General features: G+C 61.2%; 17 protein-coding genes. 13 read left to right on the top strand and 4 right to left on the bottom strand.

From position 1 onward, the window contains the following. Positions 1 to 5: 5 nt before the first annotated feature. On the bottom strand, positions 6 to 767 hold the full coding sequence (locus V7747_RS06100) for a gamma-glutamyl-gamma-aminobutyrate hydrolase family protein (RefSeq protein ID WP_335615162.1): 762 nt from the start codon (positions 765 to 767) through the stop codon (positions 6 to 8). 281 nt (positions 768 to 1,048) lie between these two features. Here V7747_RS06100 and V7747_RS06095 point away from each other — a divergent pair, with 281 nt between their 5' ends. The 7 genes from V7747_RS06095 (at position 1,049) to V7747_RS06065 (ending at position 9,053) form a co-directional block, all read left to right on the top strand. Then, positions 1,049 to 2,455, top strand: coding sequence for a glutamine synthetase family protein (locus V7747_RS06095; protein WP_335615161.1), 1,407 nt, complete (start codon positions 1,049 to 1,051; stop codon positions 2,453 to 2,455). A gap of 66 nt (positions 2,456 to 2,521) precedes the next feature. Next, complete coding sequence (locus tag V7747_RS06090) at positions 2,522 to 3,787, top strand: NAD(P)/FAD-dependent oxidoreductase (protein ID WP_335615160.1); 1,266 nt, start codon at positions 2,522 to 2,524, stop codon at positions 3,785 to 3,787. A 12-nt stretch (positions 3,788 to 3,799) separates the two neighbouring features. Beyond that, positions 3,800 to 4,432: a TetR/AcrR family transcriptional regulator gene (locus V7747_RS06085; RefSeq protein ID WP_335615159.1), complete on the top strand. Its 633-nt coding sequence runs from the start codon at positions 3,800 to 3,802 to the stop codon at positions 4,430 to 4,432. Beyond that, the gene (locus tag V7747_RS06080; RefSeq protein WP_335615158.1) at positions 4,429 to 5,223 is read left to right on the top strand and encodes a zinc-dependent peptidase; all 795 of its coding nucleotides are present in this window, start codon (positions 4,429 to 4,431) and stop codon (positions 5,221 to 5,223) included. Before V7747_RS06085 ends, V7747_RS06080 begins: the two co-directional genes overlap by 4 nt. A gap of 164 nt (positions 5,224 to 5,387) precedes the next feature. Then, entirely contained in the window at positions 5,388 to 6,266 is an 879-nt protein-coding gene (aguB, locus tag V7747_RS06075) for an N-carbamoylputrescine amidase (protein WP_335615157.1), read from the top strand. Positions 6,267 to 6,271: 5 nt separating this feature from the next. Continuing rightward, on the top strand, positions 6,272 to 7,372 hold the full coding sequence (gene aguA / locus V7747_RS06070) for an agmatine deiminase (RefSeq protein ID WP_335615156.1): 1,101 nt from the start codon (positions 6,272 to 6,274) through the stop codon (positions 7,370 to 7,372). A gap of 319 nt (positions 7,373 to 7,691) precedes the next feature. Further along, the gene (locus tag V7747_RS06065) at positions 7,692 to 9,053 is read left to right on the top strand and encodes a hypothetical protein (RefSeq protein ID WP_335615155.1); all 1,362 of its coding nucleotides are present in this window, start codon (positions 7,692 to 7,694) and stop codon (positions 9,051 to 9,053) included. A 91-nt stretch (positions 9,054 to 9,144) separates the two neighbouring features. Here V7747_RS06065 and argH read toward each other — a convergent pair whose 3' ends face one another. Continuing rightward, the gene (argH, locus tag V7747_RS06060) at positions 9,145 to 10,539 is read right to left on the bottom strand and encodes an argininosuccinate lyase (RefSeq protein WP_335615154.1); all 1,395 of its coding nucleotides are present in this window, start codon (positions 10,537 to 10,539) and stop codon (positions 9,145 to 9,147) included. Positions 10,540 to 10,626: 87 nt separating this feature from the next. Between argH and V7747_RS06055 the strand changes: the two genes are divergently transcribed. From V7747_RS06055 to V7747_RS06030, 6 genes are all read left to right on the top strand, one after another. Beyond that, entirely contained in the window at positions 10,627 to 11,709 is a 1,083-nt protein-coding gene (locus tag V7747_RS06055) for a sensor histidine kinase (RefSeq protein WP_335615153.1), read from the top strand. Between the two features lie 3 nt (positions 11,710 to 11,712). Further along, positions 11,713 to 12,462, top strand: coding sequence for a LytR/AlgR family response regulator transcription factor (locus V7747_RS06050; protein ID WP_335615152.1), 750 nt, complete (start codon positions 11,713 to 11,715; stop codon positions 12,460 to 12,462). Between the two features lie 78 nt (positions 12,463 to 12,540). Beyond that, positions 12,541 to 13,479, top strand: a complete 939-nt coding sequence (gene hemC, locus V7747_RS06045; protein ID WP_335615151.1) for a hydroxymethylbilane synthase — start codon at positions 12,541 to 12,543, stop codon at positions 13,477 to 13,479. Further along, a complete protein-coding gene (locus tag V7747_RS06040) occupies positions 13,476 to 14,234 on the top strand; it encodes a uroporphyrinogen-III synthase (RefSeq protein ID WP_335615150.1) in 759 nt (252 codons plus the stop codon). The genes hemC and V7747_RS06040 overlap by 4 nt, the downstream gene beginning before the upstream one ends. Before the next feature lie 212 nt (positions 14,235 to 14,446). After that, positions 14,447 to 15,469, top strand: coding sequence for a uroporphyrinogen-III C-methyltransferase (locus tag V7747_RS06035; RefSeq protein WP_335615149.1), 1,023 nt, complete (start codon positions 14,447 to 14,449; stop codon positions 15,467 to 15,469). Beyond that, on the top strand, positions 15,462 to 16,694 hold the full coding sequence (locus V7747_RS06030; protein ID WP_335615148.1) for a heme biosynthesis protein HemY: 1,233 nt from the start codon (positions 15,462 to 15,464) through the stop codon (positions 16,692 to 16,694). The genes V7747_RS06035 and V7747_RS06030 overlap by 8 nt, the downstream gene beginning before the upstream one ends. Here V7747_RS06030 and V7747_RS06025 read toward each other — a convergent pair whose 3' ends face one another. Then, positions 16,695 to 17,678 (bottom strand): CDP-6-deoxy-delta-3,4-glucoseen reductase, encoded by a 984-nt coding sequence (locus tag V7747_RS06025; protein WP_335615147.1) that lies wholly within the window; start codon positions 17,676 to 17,678, stop codon positions 16,695 to 16,697. It lies immediately after the preceding gene. Then, positions 17,678 to 19,144, bottom strand: coding sequence for a 4-hydroxy-3-polyprenylbenzoate decarboxylase (gene ubiD / locus V7747_RS06020; protein WP_335615146.1), 1,467 nt, complete (start codon positions 19,142 to 19,144; stop codon positions 17,678 to 17,680). Before ubiD ends, V7747_RS06025 begins: the two co-directional genes overlap by 1 nt. Positions 19,145 to 19,196 lie beyond the last annotated feature (52 nt).

The following is a 19,196-nucleotide window of genomic DNA, read 5'->3' as shown; positions in this document are numbered from 1 at the left end:
ATGCCTCAGGAGTGCCGCGACGCACGGGCTCTGCAGGCGTCACCAAACGCCTGGAAAATTGACAGGTAAAAGGCGTTGTCCTTGACCTGCCATTCGGGATGCCACTGTACGCCGAGAGCGAAATTGGGTGCTTGGCGGACCGAGAATGCCTCGATCAGCCCATCGGATGCTCTGGCTTCAGGCTGCAGCGCCGGCGCCAAGCGGTCAACACCCTGGGTATGCAGGGAATTGACCTGGGCCGAGCTGCAGCCTGCTATATCGTAGAGCAATCCTCCCGGTTCGACCTGAACCTCGTGGGATAAACCATACTGAATAGCGACCGGTTGGTCTTTCTGTTCGCGGTGTTCGATAAAACCGCCCACTTCATACAGGCGCTGATGCAGGCTGCCACCAAAGGCCACGTTCATTTCCTGGAAACCGCGGCAGATCCCCAGTACCGGCACGCCGCGCTCAATGGCGGCGCGAATCAGCGGCAGGGTAGTGGCATCGCGCTTAGGGTCGTGTTTGGTGCCTTCGGCGCTGGCTGGGCCGGCATAGTGGTGCGGTTCTACATTAGAGGGTGATCCGGTGAACAGGATGCCGTCGAGTAGATCGAGCAACTGCTCGGTGTCGAGCGCCGCGCCCAGGGCAGGGATCAGCAGCGGCAGCCCATTGGCGCCGTCAACCACCCCCATGATGTATTTTTCGCCAACAATATTAAAAGGATGCAAGCCGATCTGGTCGGTGCAGCAGGAAATGCCGATTACGGGTTTGCGTGCGACGGACATAGCCGGAGGGGTCCAAGGTCTGTGGTGAATAACTTACGCGAAGCCATTGTTGTTCGATTTTTCATACAATAGCAATAAAAAATATTTAACACAAAAGGCCAGATCGGCAGAACGAATCACCCCGAGATGGGCGCCGAAAATGCCTCTGGCGGCCTTAAATGGTGCAGCATGCACCTATAGTGTGCAGCTGCGGCTCTATTGACTCCATGCGGCCTTTCGGATTAACTCTCTCCTTGCGACTTTCGTGATTGATATATTTTACAAACAACAGGTGACAACCCATGCAAGCCCAAGCCGGAGCGGATGCTGCGACAGCCAAAGAGCCCGCCAGCGTCCAGGAAGCGGAGGCCTTTCTGGCCGAGCATCCGGAAATACACTTTATTGACCTGCTGATTGCCGACATGAACGGCATTGTGCGCGGCAAGCGAATCGACCGATCCGCACTGCCCAAGGCCTTCGAAAAAGGTATCGCACTGCCAGCCTCGGTCTTCGCGCTGAATATTCAGGGTACAACAGTAGAAGAAACCGGCCTGGGTCTGGAAATCGGCGATGCCGACCGGATCTGTCTGCCAATCCCGGGCACGCTCAATATAGAGCCCTGGCAGAAACGGCCAACCGGTCAGTTGCTGATGACCATGTACGAGTTTGACCGCAAGACTCCCTTCTTCGCTGATCCCCGCTATGTTCTGCAACGCATCGTCGAACGCTTCAAGGACCTCAAGCTGACCCCGGTTTCTGCCTTTGAGCTGGAGTTCTACCTGATTGACCAGGAGAACCTCACCGGCCGGCCGCAGCCACCGCGCTCACCCATGTCTGGCAAGCGCCCGAATTCGGTTCAGGTCTATTCGATGGATGACCTGGATGAGTATGCCGAGTTTCTTGAGGACGTCATCGAAGCTGCCCACGAGCAGGGCATCCCCGCTGACGCCATCGTGGCCGAATCTGCCCCGGGGCAATTCGAGGTCAACCTGCATCACGTCGACGACCCGGTGGTCGCCTGTGACTACAACGTGCTGCTCAAACGCGTGATCAAGAACGTTGCCTATGACCATGAGATGGACACTACCTTCATGGCCAAGCCCTACTATGATCAGGCCGGTAACGGCATGCATGTGCATGTCAGTCTGACCGACGAGCAGGGCCACAACATCTTCGCACCCAAGGCCGATGGTACTCTGAGCGACGAGTTGCGCTGGGCTGTTGGCGGTCTGCTGCAGACCCTGCCCGAGTACATGGCTTTTTTGTGCCCGAACGTGAACTCCTACCGCCGCTTCAGCCCGAGCTTCTTCGTGCCTTGCGCGCCGACCTGGGGTATCGACAACCGTACCGTTGCGGTGCGGGTACCGGGTGGCGAGCCGGAAGCCATGCGTATCGAACATCGCCTGGCGGGCGCTGATGCCAACCCTTATCTGTTGATGGCGGCCTTGCTGTCAGCGATTCACTACGGCATCAGCAACAAGATTGAGCCGCCGGAAATGACCGAGGGTAACGCCTACGATCAGCATGAGGCTTCACTGCCGACCAACCTGCGCGACGCTCTGCGCGCGCTGGAAACCTCGGAAGTGATGAAGGAGTACATCGGCGAGGAGTACCTCGACGTCTTCGTGCTCTGTAAAGAGAGCGAGATGGAAGAGTTCGAGAAGACCATCTCCGATCTCGAGTACATGTGGTATCTGCACACCGTATAACAGCGGCGCTGCAGCCCACGACAATCCCGCCGCTTGGCGGGATTTGTTTATGCGCAGGAGCACAGCATGTCGATGAACGATTCCTGGTATCGCGCCAGCGTTGCTGGCGCCTCGGCTCGCGCCAGCTTGCAGGGCGAGTTGCGCGCCGACGTGTGCGTGGTGGGTGCCGGCTTTACCGGTCTGTCTGCCGCGCTGGAACTGGCCGAGGCCGGTCTGCGCGTGGCGGTGCTGGAAGCAGAGCAGGTGGGTTGGGGCTGCTCCGGACGCAATGGCGGGCAGATCAACCCCGGACTGGCCTGTGATCACAGTCGGACTGTGGCAGAGTTGGGCACCGAGGATGCGCGCAAGGTGTGGCAGCTCACTCTGGATGGGGTCGCGTTGCTGCGCAGCCGTGTCACCCAGTACGCCATCGACTGCGACCTCAAGGCTGGTATTCTGCTGGTCGCCAACAAGCCGCGCCATGTGCCTGAGCTCCAGGCGTGGCAGCAGCAGCTGCAAGGGCTAGGTTACGACCAACTGGAGTATCATCCGCGCGACTCTCTGCAGCAATTGCTGCGGGCCGATTACCAGGCAGGGGTGATGGACTGGGGCGGCGGTGATTTGCATCCGCTGAAATACGCGCAGGGGCTCGGGCTGGCGGCGGAAGCGGCTGGCGCGCAGATATTCGAACGCTCGGCGGTGCTCGATTACTGCGATGAGGGCGCGGGAGTAAGGGTACGCACCGCGCAAGGCAGTGTGCAGGCAGATCATTTGCTATTGGCCGGCAATGCCTACCTGGGCAAGCTGCTGCCGTGGTATCGCAAGGGCTTCATGCCGATTGGCAGTTATATTGGCGCGACCCGCCCGCTGGGCGAACTGGCAATGCAACTGATTCCCTCGCGTGCAGCAGTCTGCGACATGAACACGCTGATCGACTATTACCGCCTGAGCAGCGACAACCGCCTGCTGTTTGGCGGCCGCGCCAGCGCCCGAGATGCCCAACCCAGTGCCCTGCGCGCCACCATGCGCCAGCGCATGAGGCAAGTGTTTCCGGCGCTGGCGCAGGAAGACTTTGAGTATCTCTGGGGCGGGCAGGTGGCCATGACCTTGAGCAAGGCGCCGGTATTCGGCCGTGTGGGTATGCGTACGCTCTACGCACAGGGGTATTCCGGTCAGGGTGTCGCGCTGGCCGGTATGGCCGGCAAGCTGATGGCGCAGACGGTACTGGGCGAAGCCGCCGGTTTTGATTTGCTGGCGCGCAGCAAGCATTGGCCGGTGCCGCCCGGCACACCGCTGCAGACCGCCATCCGGGCGCTGGCGCTGCTGTGGTATCGTCTGCAGGATAGCCGCTGAACGAGATTCGCCATGAGCCGCCCTGCCCCTAAACGCCGCGCCAGCAGTCAGGAACGCATCGACCGCATCCTGCAGGCGACACGTGAACTGCTGGATCGGCAAGGCCTGGCGGAGCTGTCGATTTACGCCATTGCGGAACAGGCCGGCATTCCACCCTCATCGGTTTATCACTTCTTCCCGCAGGTGGGTGATGTTCTGGGCTCCTTGGCGCAGCAGGTGTTTGCCGAGCTGGATGCGGTATTGCAGCAACCCTGCGCAGCCACACCCGATAACTGGATGGCACTGGCCGCCGAACTGGAACAGCGGTTTCAAAACTACTATCAGGAGAATGCCGCCGCGCGCGAACTGCTGCTTGGTGCGCACGAGCTCAGTGCAGTGCGCCAGGCTGACCAGTTGCACGATCGCCAGTTGGGGCTGCGTTTTCGTGCCTGCCTGGAAGACTACTTTCAACTGCCAAGGCTGCCCTCCGATGTAGATGTGTTCACCCTGGCCATGCAGGCCGCGGACAAGCTGCTGGCGGTTGACTACCAACAGCACGGGCAGTTAACGCCTGCGCTGTGCCGTGAAGCCACGCGCATGTTAACGGCCTATCTTGGCCTTTACCTGCCACCGCTGCTGGCGCCCGCCGACAAGGAATCGCGATGAGTCTGTTCAAACGTTTTGCTGAGTGGCGTGAGGATCGTCAACTGGCGGAGCTGAATATCAGCCCGGCGCAGTGGCAGCAGGCGCTTGACGACTGGCCGGTATATCAGCAACTGAGTGAGGCGCGCCGCAACAAGCTGCAGGATATGGCGCTGCGACTATTGCTGCGCAAGAATCTGCACGCCGCCGGCGACGCCGAGGCCAGTGATGAGCTCTGCCTGCGCATTGCCGGAATGGCGGTGGTTCCGGTGCTGGAGTTGGGACTGGACTGGTACGAACGCTGGCGCACGCTGATTCTTTATGACGGCCCCTTTCATGCCGAACACAGCTGGCAGGATGAAGCTGGCGTAGTGCATGAGGGACGCCGTGAACTGAGTGGCGAAGCCTGGTTGCGTGGCCCCGTGGTGCTGTCGCTCGCGGACGTACGGCTCTCCGGCCAGCGTGATGGCTACAATGTGGTCATCCATGAACTGGCGCATACCCTTGATATGCTGCACGAGGGTGCCAATGGCGCGCCGCCGCTGCACCATGGCATGAGTCCGGCGGCGTGGAAGCAAGACATGACCGCTGCCTGGGAGGATCTGGGACAGCGCGCCGCCGCTGGCCAGCCGTTGCCGATTGATGCCTATGCGCTGGAAGCGCCCGCCGAGTTTTTCGCCGTATTGTCAGAAACCTTTTTTGAGCGGCCAGGTGTGCTGCAGCACACCTGGCCTAAGGTCTACCGCCATTTGGCCGATTTTTATCGGCAAGACCCGCTCGCCGGTACGCACCGCGCCGCTCGCGCGCTAGGCTAAGAGGGGCGTTTGCCAGCGCCGCTAAAGTCGTTCCTGCAGCGGATAAAGCCGATTTTATTCGGCAAGCAAGGTGTCGGCACGCGGCAGGCTGCTGTTTTATTGTTGATTTGCCGATATTTATCGAATATAAATGCGTCAAACTTATTTCTCGTCAGGAGTGCGTCATGACCCGTACTGTCACCGTAGCTGCAACCCAGATGAGCTGTTCCTGGGATCGTGAAGCCAATATCGCGCAGGCAGAAAAGCTGGTACGCGAGGCTGCCGCGCAGGGCGCGCAGATCATCCTGATCCAGGAGCTGTTTGAAACCCCTTACTTCTGCCAAAAGCCGAATGCCGACTACCTGCAGCTCGCCACTACGGTGGACGAGAACCCCGCTATTGCCCATTTTAAGGCGCTGGCCAAGGAGCTGAGCGTGGTACTGCCGATCAGCTTCTTTGAGCTGGCCGGTCGTGCACGTTACAACAGCATCGCGATTATCGATGCCGACGGCCGCAACCTGGGCGTGTACCGCAAAAGCCATATTCCAGATGGCCCCGGCTACCACGAGAAGTATTACTTCAACCCCGGCGATACCGGCTTCAAGGTTTGGCAGACCCGTTACGCCAAAATCGGCGTGGGCATCTGCTGGGATCAGTGGTTCCCCGAGTGCGCGCGCAGTATGGCGCTGATGGGCGCCGAGATTCTGTTCTATCCCACCGCTATCGGCAGCGAACCGCACGACGCCACCATCAGCTCGCGCGATCACTGGCAGCGCGTGCAGCAGGGGCACGCCGGGGCTAACCTGATGCCGCTGGTGGCGAGTAATCGTATCGGCAAGGAAGAGCAGGGCGATTACGACATTACCTTCTATGGCTCCTCGTTCATCGCCAACCAGTTTGGTGAAAAGGTGCAGGAACTGAACGAGACTGAAACCGGCGTGCTGGTGCAGGAGTTCGATCTGGATGCGCTGGAGCACATTCGCAGCGCCTGGGGTGTGTTTCGTGATCGTCGGCCTAACCTGTACGGCCCGATCAAAACCCTGGACGGTTCACAGGAGTCCTGAGACCCATGTATACCCTGCACAGCACGCCGCGCCAGGATGGATACTTCATGCCCGCCGAATGGGCGCCGCACCGTCAGACCTGGATGGTTTGGCCGGAGCGGCCCGACAATTGGCGTGATCAGGCCGCTCCGGCGCAACAGGCCTTTGCCGACGTGGCCAAGGCGATCGCCAGCTTCGAGCCGGTGACCGTCTGCGCCAGTGCGGCGCACTATGCCAACGCGTCAGCCATGCTGGATCACCCGGGCATCCGTGTGGTGGAGATGAGCAGTAACGATGCCTGGGTGCGCGACACCGGCCCCACCTTCGTGATTAACGGCCAGGGCGGCCTGCGCGGGGTGGACTGGACCTTCAATGCCTGGGGTGGACACAACGGTGGCCTGTACGCTGACTGGACGCTGGATGATCAGGTGGCCGACAAGATTCTCGCCATGGAGCACTGCCCGCGTTATCGCACCGAGGGCTTTGTGCTGGAGGGCGGCTCCTTTCATGTGGATGGCGAAGGCACGCTGCTGACCACCGAGGAGTGCCTGCTCAATGCCAATCGCAACCCGCACCTGCAGCGCGAAGAGATAGAGCTGATGCTGGCCGACCACCTGGGCATCAGCAAAGTCATCTGGCTGCCGCACGGGCTCTATAACGACGAAACCGACGGCCATGTCGACAACTTCTGCTGTTTCGTCCGCCCCGGTGAGGTGTTGCTGGCCTGGACCGACGATGAAAGCAGCCCCAATTTCGCACGCTGTCAGGCGGCGGCCCGGGTGTTGGAAGACGCCCGTGATGCGCAGGGGCGTGAGCTGTTGGTGCATCGTATCCCTATCCCCGGGCCACTGTTTGCCACCAGTGAAGAATGCGCCGGTGTGCTGACCGTGCCCGGCAGCCAGCCGCGCGACCCTGCCATTCAACTGGCCGGCTCCTACGTCAACTTTCTGATCGTCAACGACGGTATCGTCGCTCCCGCCTTCGACGACCCGCAGGATGCCGCCGCCCTGGAAATACTGCAGCAACTCTTTCCCGAGCGCCGGGTGGTCACGGTGCCGGGGCGCGAGATACTGCTTGGCGGCGGCAATATTCACTGCATTACCCAGCAGCAGCCGCTGGCGGGTTGAGCGGGAGCGTCTGATGGCCTCGGGTGTAACGCCGTTTTGCGTTTCCATCCGCGCGGTCCGCACATTCAGACCTGCGCGCAGGGACGTCAGATTACCGGATTGACTACCGGCGCGGCTCGTGGGCAAGCCGGTATGTGCTCGTTCATCTGGTAAGTCTGGATATCTCAATGCCGCGCCATGAAAAGTGGCAGTAGCGCACATACCCGAAAGTGGGCATGGCACCGCGGCAAGCCGATACGGCATAATCCCTCTGCGTTGCGCAGCGAAGGCCTCTATCTCAGGCCTTCGCAGGATGATTCAACTTCCAGAAGGATTTTGCATGCGGTCTTCTACTGCCTCGATATTCCCCTATCCCCGTTCCATTCTCGCTGTCGCTCTGGCTATCGGGCTGACCGGCTGTGCCGGTTTGCCCTCGTCCACCGATCTGACAACCCAGGACACCACCCGCCTGCAGGGCGAAATTACCAGTTCGAGCCCGCTGAATATAAGCGACGGTTCGCACTATCAGATTTTTGATCTGAAGTTGCAGCAGGGCGATCTGGTGCGTGTGCGTGTCACCGGTGCGCTGGAAGACGCCGTGCTGACGCTGCTGGATGAGCGTGGCCAACTGGTCAACGGTCCACGCCAGGGTGGCCTGCATCTGGCGCCCGAGGCCAGCGGTCGCTACCGCCTGGGTGTCAGCGGCAGCGCCGATAATGGCTACGGCCCCTTTGCCCTGGAGCTGGAGAAGATCACGCCGCAGAATAGCGGCGCACTGGTGCTGGATGAGTCGATCTATGGCTTATTGAGCCCCGGGCAGGACGCCAACAGCTATCAGCTCAGTGTCAGTGAGCCCGGGCTCTATCAGATCAGCATGAGTTCGGATGAGCTCGATACCGTGCTCAAACTCAGCGGCGGTGGATTGGAGCTGGAAAATGATGACTACGGGCAGAGCACCGACTCGCAACTGGTTGCGCAGCTGCAGCCGGGCAACTACCAGGTTACCGCTACCGCGCTGGACCAGCCAGCTGAAGGTACCTATGACCTGCAGGTCAGTCAGCGTGCGCTGCCTCAGGGCGTAGAGTTGACCAACGGCGGCGAGTTGAGCATTGGCCAGACAATCTCCGGTCTGGCGGACAGCAGCCCGAGACAGTATCAGTTGGTGGTGCCGGAACGTGCCCTGCTGCGGGTGCGCATGAGTTCATCTGAAGTAGACAGCTATCTGACCCTGCAGGGCTCGGGTGTGGATGTTGAGGATGACGATAGCGGCGGCGATCTGGATGCCCTGATCACCGCGCTGGTGCAGCCAGGTACCTACCGCGCAGGGGCGACGACCGCCGATGGCGGGGCGGGGCTGTTTGAACTGACCAGCTCGCTGCAACCTATCAGTGGTGACGGCAATCGCATTCGTCCGGGCGAGCTGATTGCGGGGCGTATCACTAGCGAGCAGGGTACCCAGACGACTCTGGTTATCAGCGAGCCGGGCTTCTATCACGTCGACCTGATCTCGGCGGACTTTGATGCGCTGCTGCGCCTGCAAGGTGGTGGGCTGGACCTGGAGGACGATGATGGTGCCGGCGGCACCAATTCGCGTATCGGTCGTTATCTGGACGCCGGCACCTACCAGCTGATCAGCAAGGATTACGACGACCGTAGCAACGGTACCTACGTCCTGTCGGTGGAGCTGGCAGACGAAGGTTGAGTTTGCAGCGTTAGCCCGGCAGAGCCCGGGCCCGCAGCCAATAACAACAAACCCGCCGATTGGCGGGTTTGTTGTTATTGCGCCGGAGGGCTTAGCCGCCCAGTAACGCGCGGCCGCGCTGCACGGCGGCCAATACCTGGGCCGGTGCGGTACCGCCGATGTGATCTCGGGCGTTCACCGAGCCTTCCAGGGTCAGCACTTCGAACACGTCCTGCTCGATCTGATCGCTGAAGCGGCGCAGTTCATCAAGGCTCATTTCGGCCAAATCCTTTTTACTGTCGACGCCATACTTGACCGCGTGGCCGACGATCTCGTGGCAGTCGCGGAACGGCAGGCCCTTGCGTACCAGGTAATCTGCCAGGTCGGTGGCGGTGGAAAAGCCACGCAGCGCCGCTTCACGCATCATCTCTTCGCGCGGCTGAATCGCTGGGATCATGTCGGCAAAGGCGCGCAGGCAGTCGCGCAGTGTGTCGACGGCGTCAAACAGGGGTTCCTTGTCTTCCTGGTTGTCCTTGTTGTAGGCCAGTGGCTGGCTCTTCATCAGCGTCAGCAGGCCCATCAGGTGGCCGTAAACGCGGCCGGACTTGCCGCGCACCAGCTCGGGGACATCCGGATTCTTCTTCTGCGGCATGATCGAGGAGCCGGTGCAGAAGCGGTCGGGCAGCTCGATGAAGTTGAACTGCGCGCTGGTCCAGAGCACCAGCTCTTCGGAAAAGCGCGACAGGTGCATCATCGCCAGGGCCGCAGCAGCGCAGAATTCGATGGCGAAGTCGCGGTCTGATACGCCATCCAGCGAGTTGCCGGAAATGGCATCGAAGCCCAGCAGCTCGCAGGTGATGCTGCGGTCAATCGGGTAAGTGGTGCCAGCCAATGCGGCGCTGCCCAGCGGCATGCGATTGACCCGCTTGCGGCAGTCGAGCAGGCGCTCGCGGTCGCGCTGGAGCATTTCAAACCAGGCCAGCAGATGATGGCCGAAGGTGACCGGTTGCGCGGTTTGCAGGTGCGTGAACCCGGGCATGATCACCGCGTTGTGGCGCTCGGCCTGGTCCAGAAGGCCGGTTTGCAGGCGCTCCAGCTCGGCAAGGATGACGTCGATCTCGTCACGCAGCCAAAGGCGGATGTCGGTAGCCACCTGGTCGTTGCGAGACCGGCCAGTATGCAGCTTTTTGCCGGTGATGCCGATGCGGTCGGTCAGGCGTGCTTCGATGTTCATGTGCACGTCTTCCAGCTCGACGCTCCAGGCGAACTCGCCGGCTTCGATTTCAGTCTGGATGGCGCGCAGACCTTCGATGATGGTGTCGCGCTCGGCGTCGCTCAGTACGCCGACCTTGGCCAGCATGGTGGCGTGGGCAATGGAGCCCTGAATGTCGTGCTTGTAGAGGCGCTTGTCGAAATCCACCGAGGCGGTGAAGCGGGCGACGAAGGCATCAACCGGTTCGCTGAACCGGCCACCCCAGGATTGATTGGTTGTCTGGTCTTGGCTCATGTGTCGGACTGTTCCGCTGCGAGTAAAAGCCCATAGCATACCATTTCACGCTTGCACGATGGCGCCCGGCTGGCGGACACTTGCGCAATGAAGAATGGATTCTGGTCGTTGCTTAAACAGCCCTACGCCGGTGAGGATTTTTTCCTCCCTGACCTGTGCTCGTCAGTTGCTGTTTTCACCCTGGTGGTGCTGGCACAACTGGTGGTTCTGGTCTGGGTGCTGGCGCAGCCGGTGACCGAGGGTTTCAACTGGCTAGGGCTGGCGATGGCCTCGTTGTTTGTACAGTGGATCGTACTGCTTTCTGCGGCGCTCCTGTGCCATTTGCGCAATTGGATGCAGCGCCGCCCGCTTGGGCTGGCGATCGCCGTTTGCTTTGCGGTGGTGGTGGGGCTGACGCTGGCCTTTACCGTGCTGGGTGACTGGATTGTCTATCGCGGCATGACGGGCGCGCTGCACTGGCAAATCGAGCAGTTGCTGCGCCACGGCGTGATCGCCTTGATCATGACCAGTCTGCTGCTGCGCTATTTTTATCTGCAGCAACAGTGGCAGCGGCAGAACCAGGCAGAGTTGCGCGCGCGATTGCAGGCGCTGCAATCGCGTATTCGACCGCACTTTCTATTCAACAGCCTGAACAGCATCGTCAGCCTAATTGGCTCTGATCCGCACAAGGCGGAGCAGTCTGTGCTGGATTTGTCCGACCTGTTTCGCGCCAATCTCGGCAGCGCGGACGCTTTGGCAACCTGGGGCGAAGAGCGACGCCTGTGTGAAGGCTACCTGCGTATTGAACAATACCGCCTGGGTGAGCGGATGCGCGTCAGCTGGCAGGTTGAGGCGCTGCCTGACAGCACGCCCATGCCGCTACTGACGCTGCAGCCACTACTGGAAAACGCCATCCTGCATGGACTGCAACCACGCCTGGATGGCGGCGAAATTGAAATTACTGCGCGCTATAGTGAACAGCAGGTTGAACTTCTGGTGCGTAACACCTGTCCTGAGCAAACGGAGAACCATCAGGGCGCCCGCATGGCCATGGAAAATATTCGCGCACGTCTGCAGGCTCTGTTCGGCGAGCAGGCGCGCGTGGAGCTGTGGCGTGAAGGCGCATGCTTCTTCAGCAGGCTGGTCTATCCTTGTAGGCAAACGCCTTCACTACAGCAGAGAAGTCATTGAGGCATGAAAGTACTGATCGCTGACGATGAACCCTTGGCACGCGAGCGGCTGGCCCGCCTGGTCGCCGCTTTGCCCGGTTACAAGGCGCTGCCGGAGATGGCCAGCAATGGTCACGAAGCGCTGCGCCTGGTTGAGGAACAACGGCCGGACATTATCCTGCTGGACATTCGGATGCCAGGCCTCGATGGCCTGCAGACCGCAGCCAAGCTCTGTGAAGACAGCGACGCGCCGGCGGTGGTGTTCTGTACGGCGCACGGGGAGTATGCGCTCGACGCCTTTGCCGTCAGCGCCGTGGGCTATCTGCTCAAGCCGGTACGCAGCGAAGATCTGGCCAGCGCGCTGGCCAAGGCGCAGCGGCCCAACCGCATGCAGCTGGCCAGCCTCGGCAAGGCCGGCAATCAGGCCGAGACCGGCCAGGCGCGCAGCCACATCAGCGCGCGTACCCGCAAGGGGATCGAACTGATCCCGATTGAAGATGTGCTCTATTTTATTGCCGATCACAAATACGTCACCCTACGCCATCTGCATGGTGAGGTTCTGCTGGACGAGCCGCTGAAGTCGCTGGAGGAAGAGTTTGGCGACGAGTTTGTCCGCATTCACCGGAATGCATTGGTCGCGCGCAGTCGTATTGAATGTCTGCAACGCACCTCCATGGGCCACTTTGAGCTTTGCCTCAAGGATCTGGAGGGCGAAACCCTGACCGTCAGTCGACGTCACGTGCCGGGGGTGCGCCGCTTGATGGATCGCTTGTGAGTCGAGTGCGGCAGCCGCCCGCATGGATGCCAGCAGGGGCATGGCGTATCATGCAGGCTGGTTTTAAATGAGAATCCCATGACTCGACATCTGCGAATTGCCACCCGCAAGAGCGCTTTGGCCCTGTGGCAGGCCGAATACGTCAAGGCGCGCCTCGAACAACTCGATCCCTCCATCCAAGTTAGCCTGGTGCCTATGGTCAGCCGTGGCGACCAGTTGCTTGACTCGCCGCTGGCAAAAATCGGCGGCAAGGGCTTGTTCGTCAAGGAGCTGGAAACCGCCATCCTTAACGACGAAGCCGACCTGGCCGTGCACTCGATGAAGGATGTGCCCATGCAGTTTCCGGAGGGTCTGGGACTCTACGCCATCTGCGAGCGTGAAGATCCGCGCGACGCCTTTGTCTCCAACCAGTACGACCGGGTCGACAGCATGCCTGCCGGCAGCATCGTCGGCACCTCCAGCCTGCGCCGTCAGGCGCAGTTGATGGCCCGTCGCCCGGATCTGCAAGTGCGCTTTCTGCGCGGCAACGTCAACACTCGGCTGGCCAAGCTGGATGCCGGCGAGTACGACGCCATTATCCTCGCCGCCGCAGGCCTCATGCGTCTCGGCTTTGAGTCGCGTATCCGTTACGCAATGCCACCGGAGGAAAGCCTGCCTGCCGGCGGGCAGGGCGCGGTAGGTATCGAATGTCGCACTAGCGATACTCAGCTGCATGCGCTGCTGGCGCAGATGAACGATGAAGATAGCGCGCTGCGCGTGCGCGCTGAACGTGCCCTGAACACCCGCCTGAATGGTGGCTGCCAGGTGCCGATTGCCTGTTACGCCGAGCGCGCAAACGGCAGCCTGTGGCTTCGTGGCTTGGTCGGTGACCCGGACGGGACCACCATGCTGCGCGCCGAGGCCCGAGGTAGTGAGGTGGATCCGGAAAGCCTGGGTATCGCCGTCGCTGAAGATCTGCTGAGCCAGGGGGCCCAGGCTATTCTGGATGCCGTCTATGCAGGTGAGCCGCCTCGGTGAGCCGCATTCTGCTGACCCGGCAGCCGGACGATAATCAGCGCCTGGCACAGCGATTGTGCGAGTTGGGGGTGGCGTGTGAAAGCCTGCCGCTGCTGGCGCTGGTTCCGTTGCAAGAAACGGACACGCAACGTCGCTTGATGCTGGAGCTGGATCGTTATCAGGTGGTCATTGTGGTCAGTCGTCTGGCCGCGACCCTGGGGCTCGAGTTGCTGGACCGTTATTGGCCGCAGGCGCCGGTCGGCATCGACTGGCTGGCCGTTGGGCCCGCCAGTGCCGCACCGCTGAGCGACTACGCGTTGCCGGTGCAGTTTCCCGGTGATGGTCAGGACAGCGAAGCACTGATGCGCCTGCCGCTGTGGCAGTCGCATTTTTCCCACGCTGACCTGAAGGTAATGATCTGGCGCGGGGTGGGTGGCCGTGAGCACCTGGCCGAGCAGGTGTGTGCCGCAGGCGGTCAGGTAGACTACCTTGAATTGTATCGACGTGAACCGCCGCCGGATCTGGAGATCAAATTGGCAGCGGTTGCTGCCACTGGTGTCGACGGAATAGTGGTGCTCAGCACCCAGGCGCTGACGCATTGGCGCGAGAGCGCCGGAGCCCATTGGTCGCAGCAGCGCCATTGGCGATGCTGGGTGCCCAGTGCGCGGGTTGCGGCGCTGGCCGCAGACCTTGGCTGTGACGATGTAGTAATCTGCGGGGGTGCGGATGACGCAGCCATATTTGCGGCGGTGCAAGCCCACCCGCTGAAGGATTAAAGGGGATACGCGTGGAACCAATCGAACCAAACAAGAACACTGACAGAAGCAGCACGCAGGATGCGTCGGCGAGCAGCGTGGGGGCCAATAAGCCCGATCCCTCTCCCGCGGCGGCCAGTTCGCCAGTCGATGGCGGAAAACCCACCGCTGAGGCTAAGCCAGCCGCTTCTGCGAAAAAGGCCAAGTCTGCCGCGCCGCCACGTCAAGCCGGTGTGCCCAACGCCAGAAGCGGCGGCCGCGGTCTGGTTTGGCTGGCGTTACTGATTGCTTTGGGCGCACTTGCGTTCAGCGGTTGGCAATGGCAGCAACAACAAGCGCAACTGAAGCAGTTGCTGGAACAGTTGCAAGCCGGCGGCGAGCAGCGTCAGCAACGCTTGGATGACCGCTTGGAAGGCGTGCCGCAAGGTGCCGATTGGCAGTCCATGCAACGCTTGGTCGCTGAAATGCAGCGTAGCCAGCAGGCCATTGGCGAGCGTCTGGATATCCTGCAAGGCGATGGCCGGGAAGACTGGAAACTTGCCGAGGCGCAGTATTTGCTGCGTCTGGCATCGCTGCGCTTGCTGGCAGTCCAGGATGTCAGTGCTGCGCGTGAGCTGCTGACGACGGTCGACGGCATACTCAAATCCATGCCCGATAGCGGACTGTATGGCGTACGCGAACAGCTGGCGCAGTATCAGGCCGAACTTGAAGCTCTGCCCGAGCTGGATCGCCCAGGCGTGTTCCTGCGTCTGGCGGCGCTGCGCGATCAGGTCGAGCGGTTGGTGCTGTTACCAGTGCCCGAATTTGATCCCGATGAAGTAACCACCGAAGAAGAATATGCCGACCGCCTGCAGCGTCGCGATCGCTGGGATCGGGTGTTGATGCGTCTGGAACGTTATGTGCGAGTTGATTTTCAGCGCGGCAAAGTGATTACCCCGCTGCTGGATGAGGCAGAGATGCAGCGCGTCCAGCGCACCCTGCAGCTGACACTGGAGCAGGCCCAATGGGCCGCGCTGCGCGGAGAAGAGCAGGTCTATCAGGCCAGCCTGGATCGGGCAGACAAGATGCTGCAGCAGTACTTCGAGCTGAAGAACCCGAAGGTGCAGGGCATGCAAAAGCAATTGCAGGCCTTGCACGACGAAGCGGTCAGCCTGAATCCGCCTGAACTGGCGCCGCTGCAACAAAGCCTGGCCGCCTACATTCAGGCTCGCCGCTCCTCCAGCGCTGCCCAGCAGCCGGAGGCCGCTGATGAGTAAAAGCTACATCGCGATCCTCGCCGTAGTGCTGGTGGCTGCGCTATTGGGCATGGCCGTGGCAGAAGATCCGGGTTACCTGCTGATCGCCTGGCGTAATTTTTCCATTGAAACCAGTATCTGGGTTGGTCTGGGTTTCCTGTTGGCGCTTTGGTTGCTGGTGCTGCTGGTGCGGGCACTGGTGCGGGTGTTGAACGCCTCGGGCCGTCGCATCAACCCTTGGTCTCGGCGCAATTTGCAGCAGCGCGCCAACGTGATTGCCACCCGCGGTTTGCTGGAGTTTGCCGAAGGCCACTGGAAGGCCGCGCTGCGGTTGCTGAAGAAGTCTGCGCCACATGCCGAGCTGCCCCTGATCAACTACCTGGCCGCTGCGCGAGCAGCCCAGGAGATGGGGGATTACGCCGAGTGCGACAACCTGCTGCGTGAAGCCTACGAAAGCACGCCCAAGGCCGATGTGGCCATTGCGGTGACTCAGGCACAGCTGCAGATGGGGCGAGGCCAGTTGGAGCAAGCACTGGCGACGCTGACGCGTCTGCGCAAAGATCATCCCAAGCACCTTTATGCGCTCAAGTTGATGAGCCAGGTTTATCTGCGTCTGGAAGATTGGGCGCGCCTGCTGGAACTGCTGCCCGAGTTGCAAAAGCAGCAGGTGCTCACCCCGCAAGAGCAGGACGCGCTGGAATATCAGGTCCACAGTGCGCTACTGCAACAGGCAGGGCAGCGTGCTGCGGCGGCTGATGCCGATCCGGCCAGCCTGGTGATTGCTGCCTGGGAGCGCATGCCGAGGCGCATGCGCGAGGACCCTGTAGTGGTGGAAGCCTACTGTTTACAGTTGCGCGCCAAGGGGCGCGAGCAGTTGGCGGAAGAAGCGCTGCGTACCGCCCTACAGGCGAGTTACAACGATCGCCTGGTGCATCTATACGGGCTGCTGCAGGGGCGGGATTCGGCCCGCCAGTTGAGCACTGCAGAGCTGTGGCTGCAGTCCCACCCGAATAACGCCACCCTATTGCTGGCGCTGGGCCGGTTGGCGCAACGCAACAGCCTGTGGGGCAAGGCGCGGGATTACCTTGAAGCCAGCTTCGCCAGCAAGCGTGACATTCAGACCTGTGCCGAGCTGGCACGCTTGCTGGATCGCATGGGGGAGGTACAGGCCTCGCGCGCTATCATCGACGAAGGTTTCGTGCTGATGGAAGAGAGCCTGCCGGCGCTGCCGCTGCCGAGCCGTTGATCAGTCGCTGATCGGTTCGCGCGGTGCGTAGGCGAAAGCATCGGCATGCATCTGCTCTGCCGGCATGCCGGCGGCCACCAGCGCATCCAGGGTGGCGTAGACCATGGGCGGTGAGCCGCTGACGAAAAAGCGGTAATCCGCCAGATCGGCAATATCTTCGCACACCGCCTGGTGCAGCAGGCCATCCCGCCCCGACCACTGTGCCTCGTCACTGACCACCTTGTGCAGATACAGATTCGGTGCAGCCTGCCAGCGCTCCCAGTGTGGCGCCTGATAAAAATCTTCGCTGTGGCGTACGCCCCAGTAAAGATGAATAGGCTGGCTGAAGCCCTCGGCCAGGCAGAACTCGATCAGGCTCTGCATTTGCGCCAGACCCGTACCGGCGGCAATCAGTACCAGCGGCTGCTGTGGCAATTGGCGTGTGCAGGCGTCACCAAAGGGGGCCTGGATGCGCGCGATGCGGTGGGTTTGCAGGTAGTCGATCACGGCTTGGGTCAGCGGGTCGCGGGTAAGAATGTGCAGCTCCAGAGAGCGATCTTCCTGAGGCGCGGAGGCGATCGAGAAAGCCGCAGGCTCCGCGCCTTCACGTTCCAGCAACAGATACTGTCCCGCGTGATAGCGCAGGGGCTTGCCGGCCGGCAGCCGCAGGCGCACCCGCCAGACGTCCGCGCCAATATCGACACACTCGCTGACCTGGCAGGCCAGTTCGCGCACGGGCAGCTCGCCGGGCGCCAGAATGTTCTCCCACTGCAGTTCGCAGTCGCTTTCGGGCGTTGCCACGCAGGTGTATATCTCGCCACTGCTGACCTGCGTGCCGTCGGCCAGCCTAACGCGGCCACTCAGCAAGGAGGCTTCGCAGACATGGCAGTTGCCGTTGCGGCAGCTTTGTGGTGCATCAAATCCCAGGCGCCGTGCCGCATCTAGAATACGTTCGCCGGGTTCTGTGTTCAGGGTCAGCCCCGAAGGCTGCAAGATTACTCTCATCAATCAATGCCCAGCTCTGCCCAGAGTGCATCAACTCTTTGGATCACACTTTGGTCCTGATGAATTGCGGTGCCCCACTCGCGCGCCGTTTCTCCCGGCCACTTGTTGGTGGCGTCGAGCCCCATTTTGCTGCCCAGGCCTGAGACCGGCGAGGCAAAGTCGAGGTAGTCGATCGGGGTGTTGTCGATCATCACCGTATCGCGCTTGGGGTCCATGCGGGTGGTGATGGCCCAGATAATGTCGTTCCAGTCGCGAATGTTGATGTCGTCATCGACCACGATGACAAACTTGGTGTACATAAACTGCCGCAGGAAGCTCCATACGCCCAGCATCACGCGCTTGGCATGCCCGGGGTACTGCTTCTTCATCGACACCACGGCCATGCGGTACGAGCAGCCCTCGGGCGGTAGGTAGAAATCGGTGATTTCACTGAACTGCTTTTGCAGTAGCGGCACAAACACCTCATTCAGCGCGACGCCAAGGACTGCAGGTTCATCCGGCGGCCGGCCGGTGTAGGTGCTGTGGTAGATGGGCTTCTCGCGCTGGGTAATGCGCTCGATGGTAAACACCGGGAAGCGATCAACCTCGTTGTAATAACCGGTGTGGTCACCAAAGGGGCCCTCATCGGCCATTTCGCCGGGATGGATCACTCCTTCCAGCACGATCTCGGCGCTGGCGGGTACCTGCAGGTCGCTGCCTCGGCACTTCACCAGTTCGGTGCGCTGGCCGCGCAGGAGTCCAGCAAAAGCGTATTCCGAGAGGCTGTCGGGCACGGGGGTAACTGCGCCCAGAATGGTTGCCGGATCAGCGCCAAGCGCCACGGCAACGGGGAAGGGTTGGCCGGGGTGCTTTTCCTGCCATTCCTTGAAGTCCAGGGCGCCGCCGCGGTGGCTGAGCCAGCGCATGATTACCTTGTTGCGGCCGATCACCTGCTGGCGGTAAATGCCGAGGTTCTGGCGCTCCTTGTGCGGACCCTTGGTGATCACCAGGCCCCAGGTAATCAAGGGGCCAGCGTCGCCGGGCCAGCAGGTTTGCACTGGAATTCTACCCAGATCAACGTCGTCGCCTTCAAAAACGGTGGCCTGGCAGGGAGCGTCGCGCACAACCTTGGGCGCCATGTTGATCACCTGCTTGAAGATCGGCAGCTTCGACCAGGCATCCTTAAGCCCTTTCGGTGGATCGGGTTCCTTTAGAAAGGCCAGCAGCTTGCCGATTTCGCGCAGCTCGCTGATCTGGTCGGCACCCATGCCCATGGCCACGCGTTCCGGCGTGCCGAACAGGTTGCCAAGTACCGGCATCTCAAAGCCTGTAGGGTTTTCAAACAGCAGTGCGGGGCCGCCCTTGCGCAGGGTGCGGTCGCAGATTTCGGTCATTTCCAGCACGGGGGAGACAGGTGTCTGGATGCGCTTGAGTTCGCCGCGCTGTTCCAGGCCTTTGATGAAATCACGTAAATCGGAGTATTGCATGGCAGCTTCAAGCCTCAAGCGGCAAGCTGCAAGCAGTGCGAGGATGCGGCAG

The organism is Halopseudomonas sp., from assembly GCF_036960865.1.
Taxonomy (GTDB): Bacteria; Pseudomonadota; Gammaproteobacteria; order Pseudomonadales; family Pseudomonadaceae; genus Halopseudomonas.
Note: the sequence above shows the minus strand (reverse complement) of the source record. Positions and strands in the feature narration are given on the sequence as shown.

What these genes read in the sequence shown, in the direction of transcription:
- V7747_RS06095 (WP_335615161.1), top strand. Translation starts at nt 1,049, where the DNA reads ATGCAAGCCCAAGCCGGAGCGGATGCTGCGACAGCCAAAGAGCCCGCC.
- V7747_RS06090 (WP_335615160.1), top strand. Translation starts at nt 2,522, where the DNA reads ATGTCGATGAACGATTCCTGGTATCGCGCCAGCGTTGCTGGCGCCTCG.
- V7747_RS06100 (WP_335615162.1), bottom strand. Translation starts at nt 767, where the DNA reads ATGTCCGTCGCACGCAAACCCGTAATCGGCATTTCCTGCTGCACCGAC.
- V7747_RS06055 (WP_335615153.1), top strand. Translation starts at nt 10,627, where the DNA reads ATGAAGAATGGATTCTGGTCGTTGCTTAAACAGCCCTACGCCGGTGAG.
- aguB (WP_335615157.1), top strand. Translation starts at nt 5,388, where the DNA reads ATGACCCGTACTGTCACCGTAGCTGCAACCCAGATGAGCTGTTCCTGG.
- V7747_RS06025 (WP_335615147.1), bottom strand. Translation starts at nt 17,678, where the DNA reads ATGAGAGTAATCTTGCAGCCTTCGGGGCTGACCCTGAACACAGAACCC.
- V7747_RS06080 (WP_335615158.1), top strand. Translation starts at nt 4,429, where the DNA reads ATGAGTCTGTTCAAACGTTTTGCTGAGTGGCGTGAGGATCGTCAACTG.
- aguA (WP_335615156.1), top strand. Translation starts at nt 6,272, where the DNA reads ATGTATACCCTGCACAGCACGCCGCGCCAGGATGGATACTTCATGCCC.
- V7747_RS06050 (WP_335615152.1), top strand. Translation starts at nt 11,713, where the DNA reads ATGAAAGTACTGATCGCTGACGATGAACCCTTGGCACGCGAGCGGCTG.
- V7747_RS06085 (WP_335615159.1), top strand. Translation starts at nt 3,800, where the DNA reads ATGAGCCGCCCTGCCCCTAAACGCCGCGCCAGCAGTCAGGAACGCATC.
- hemC (WP_335615151.1), top strand. Translation starts at nt 12,541, where the DNA reads ATGACTCGACATCTGCGAATTGCCACCCGCAAGAGCGCTTTGGCCCTG.
- argH (WP_335615154.1), bottom strand. Translation starts at nt 10,539, where the DNA reads ATGAGCCAAGACCAGACAACCAATCAATCCTGGGGTGGCCGGTTCAGC.
- V7747_RS06065 (WP_335615155.1), top strand. Translation starts at nt 7,692, where the DNA reads ATGCGGTCTTCTACTGCCTCGATATTCCCCTATCCCCGTTCCATTCTC.
- V7747_RS06030 (WP_335615148.1), top strand. Translation starts at nt 15,462, where the DNA reads ATGAGTAAAAGCTACATCGCGATCCTCGCCGTAGTGCTGGTGGCTGCG.
- ubiD (WP_335615146.1), bottom strand. Translation starts at nt 19,144, where the DNA reads ATGCAATACTCCGATTTACGTGATTTCATCAAAGGCCTGGAACAGCGC.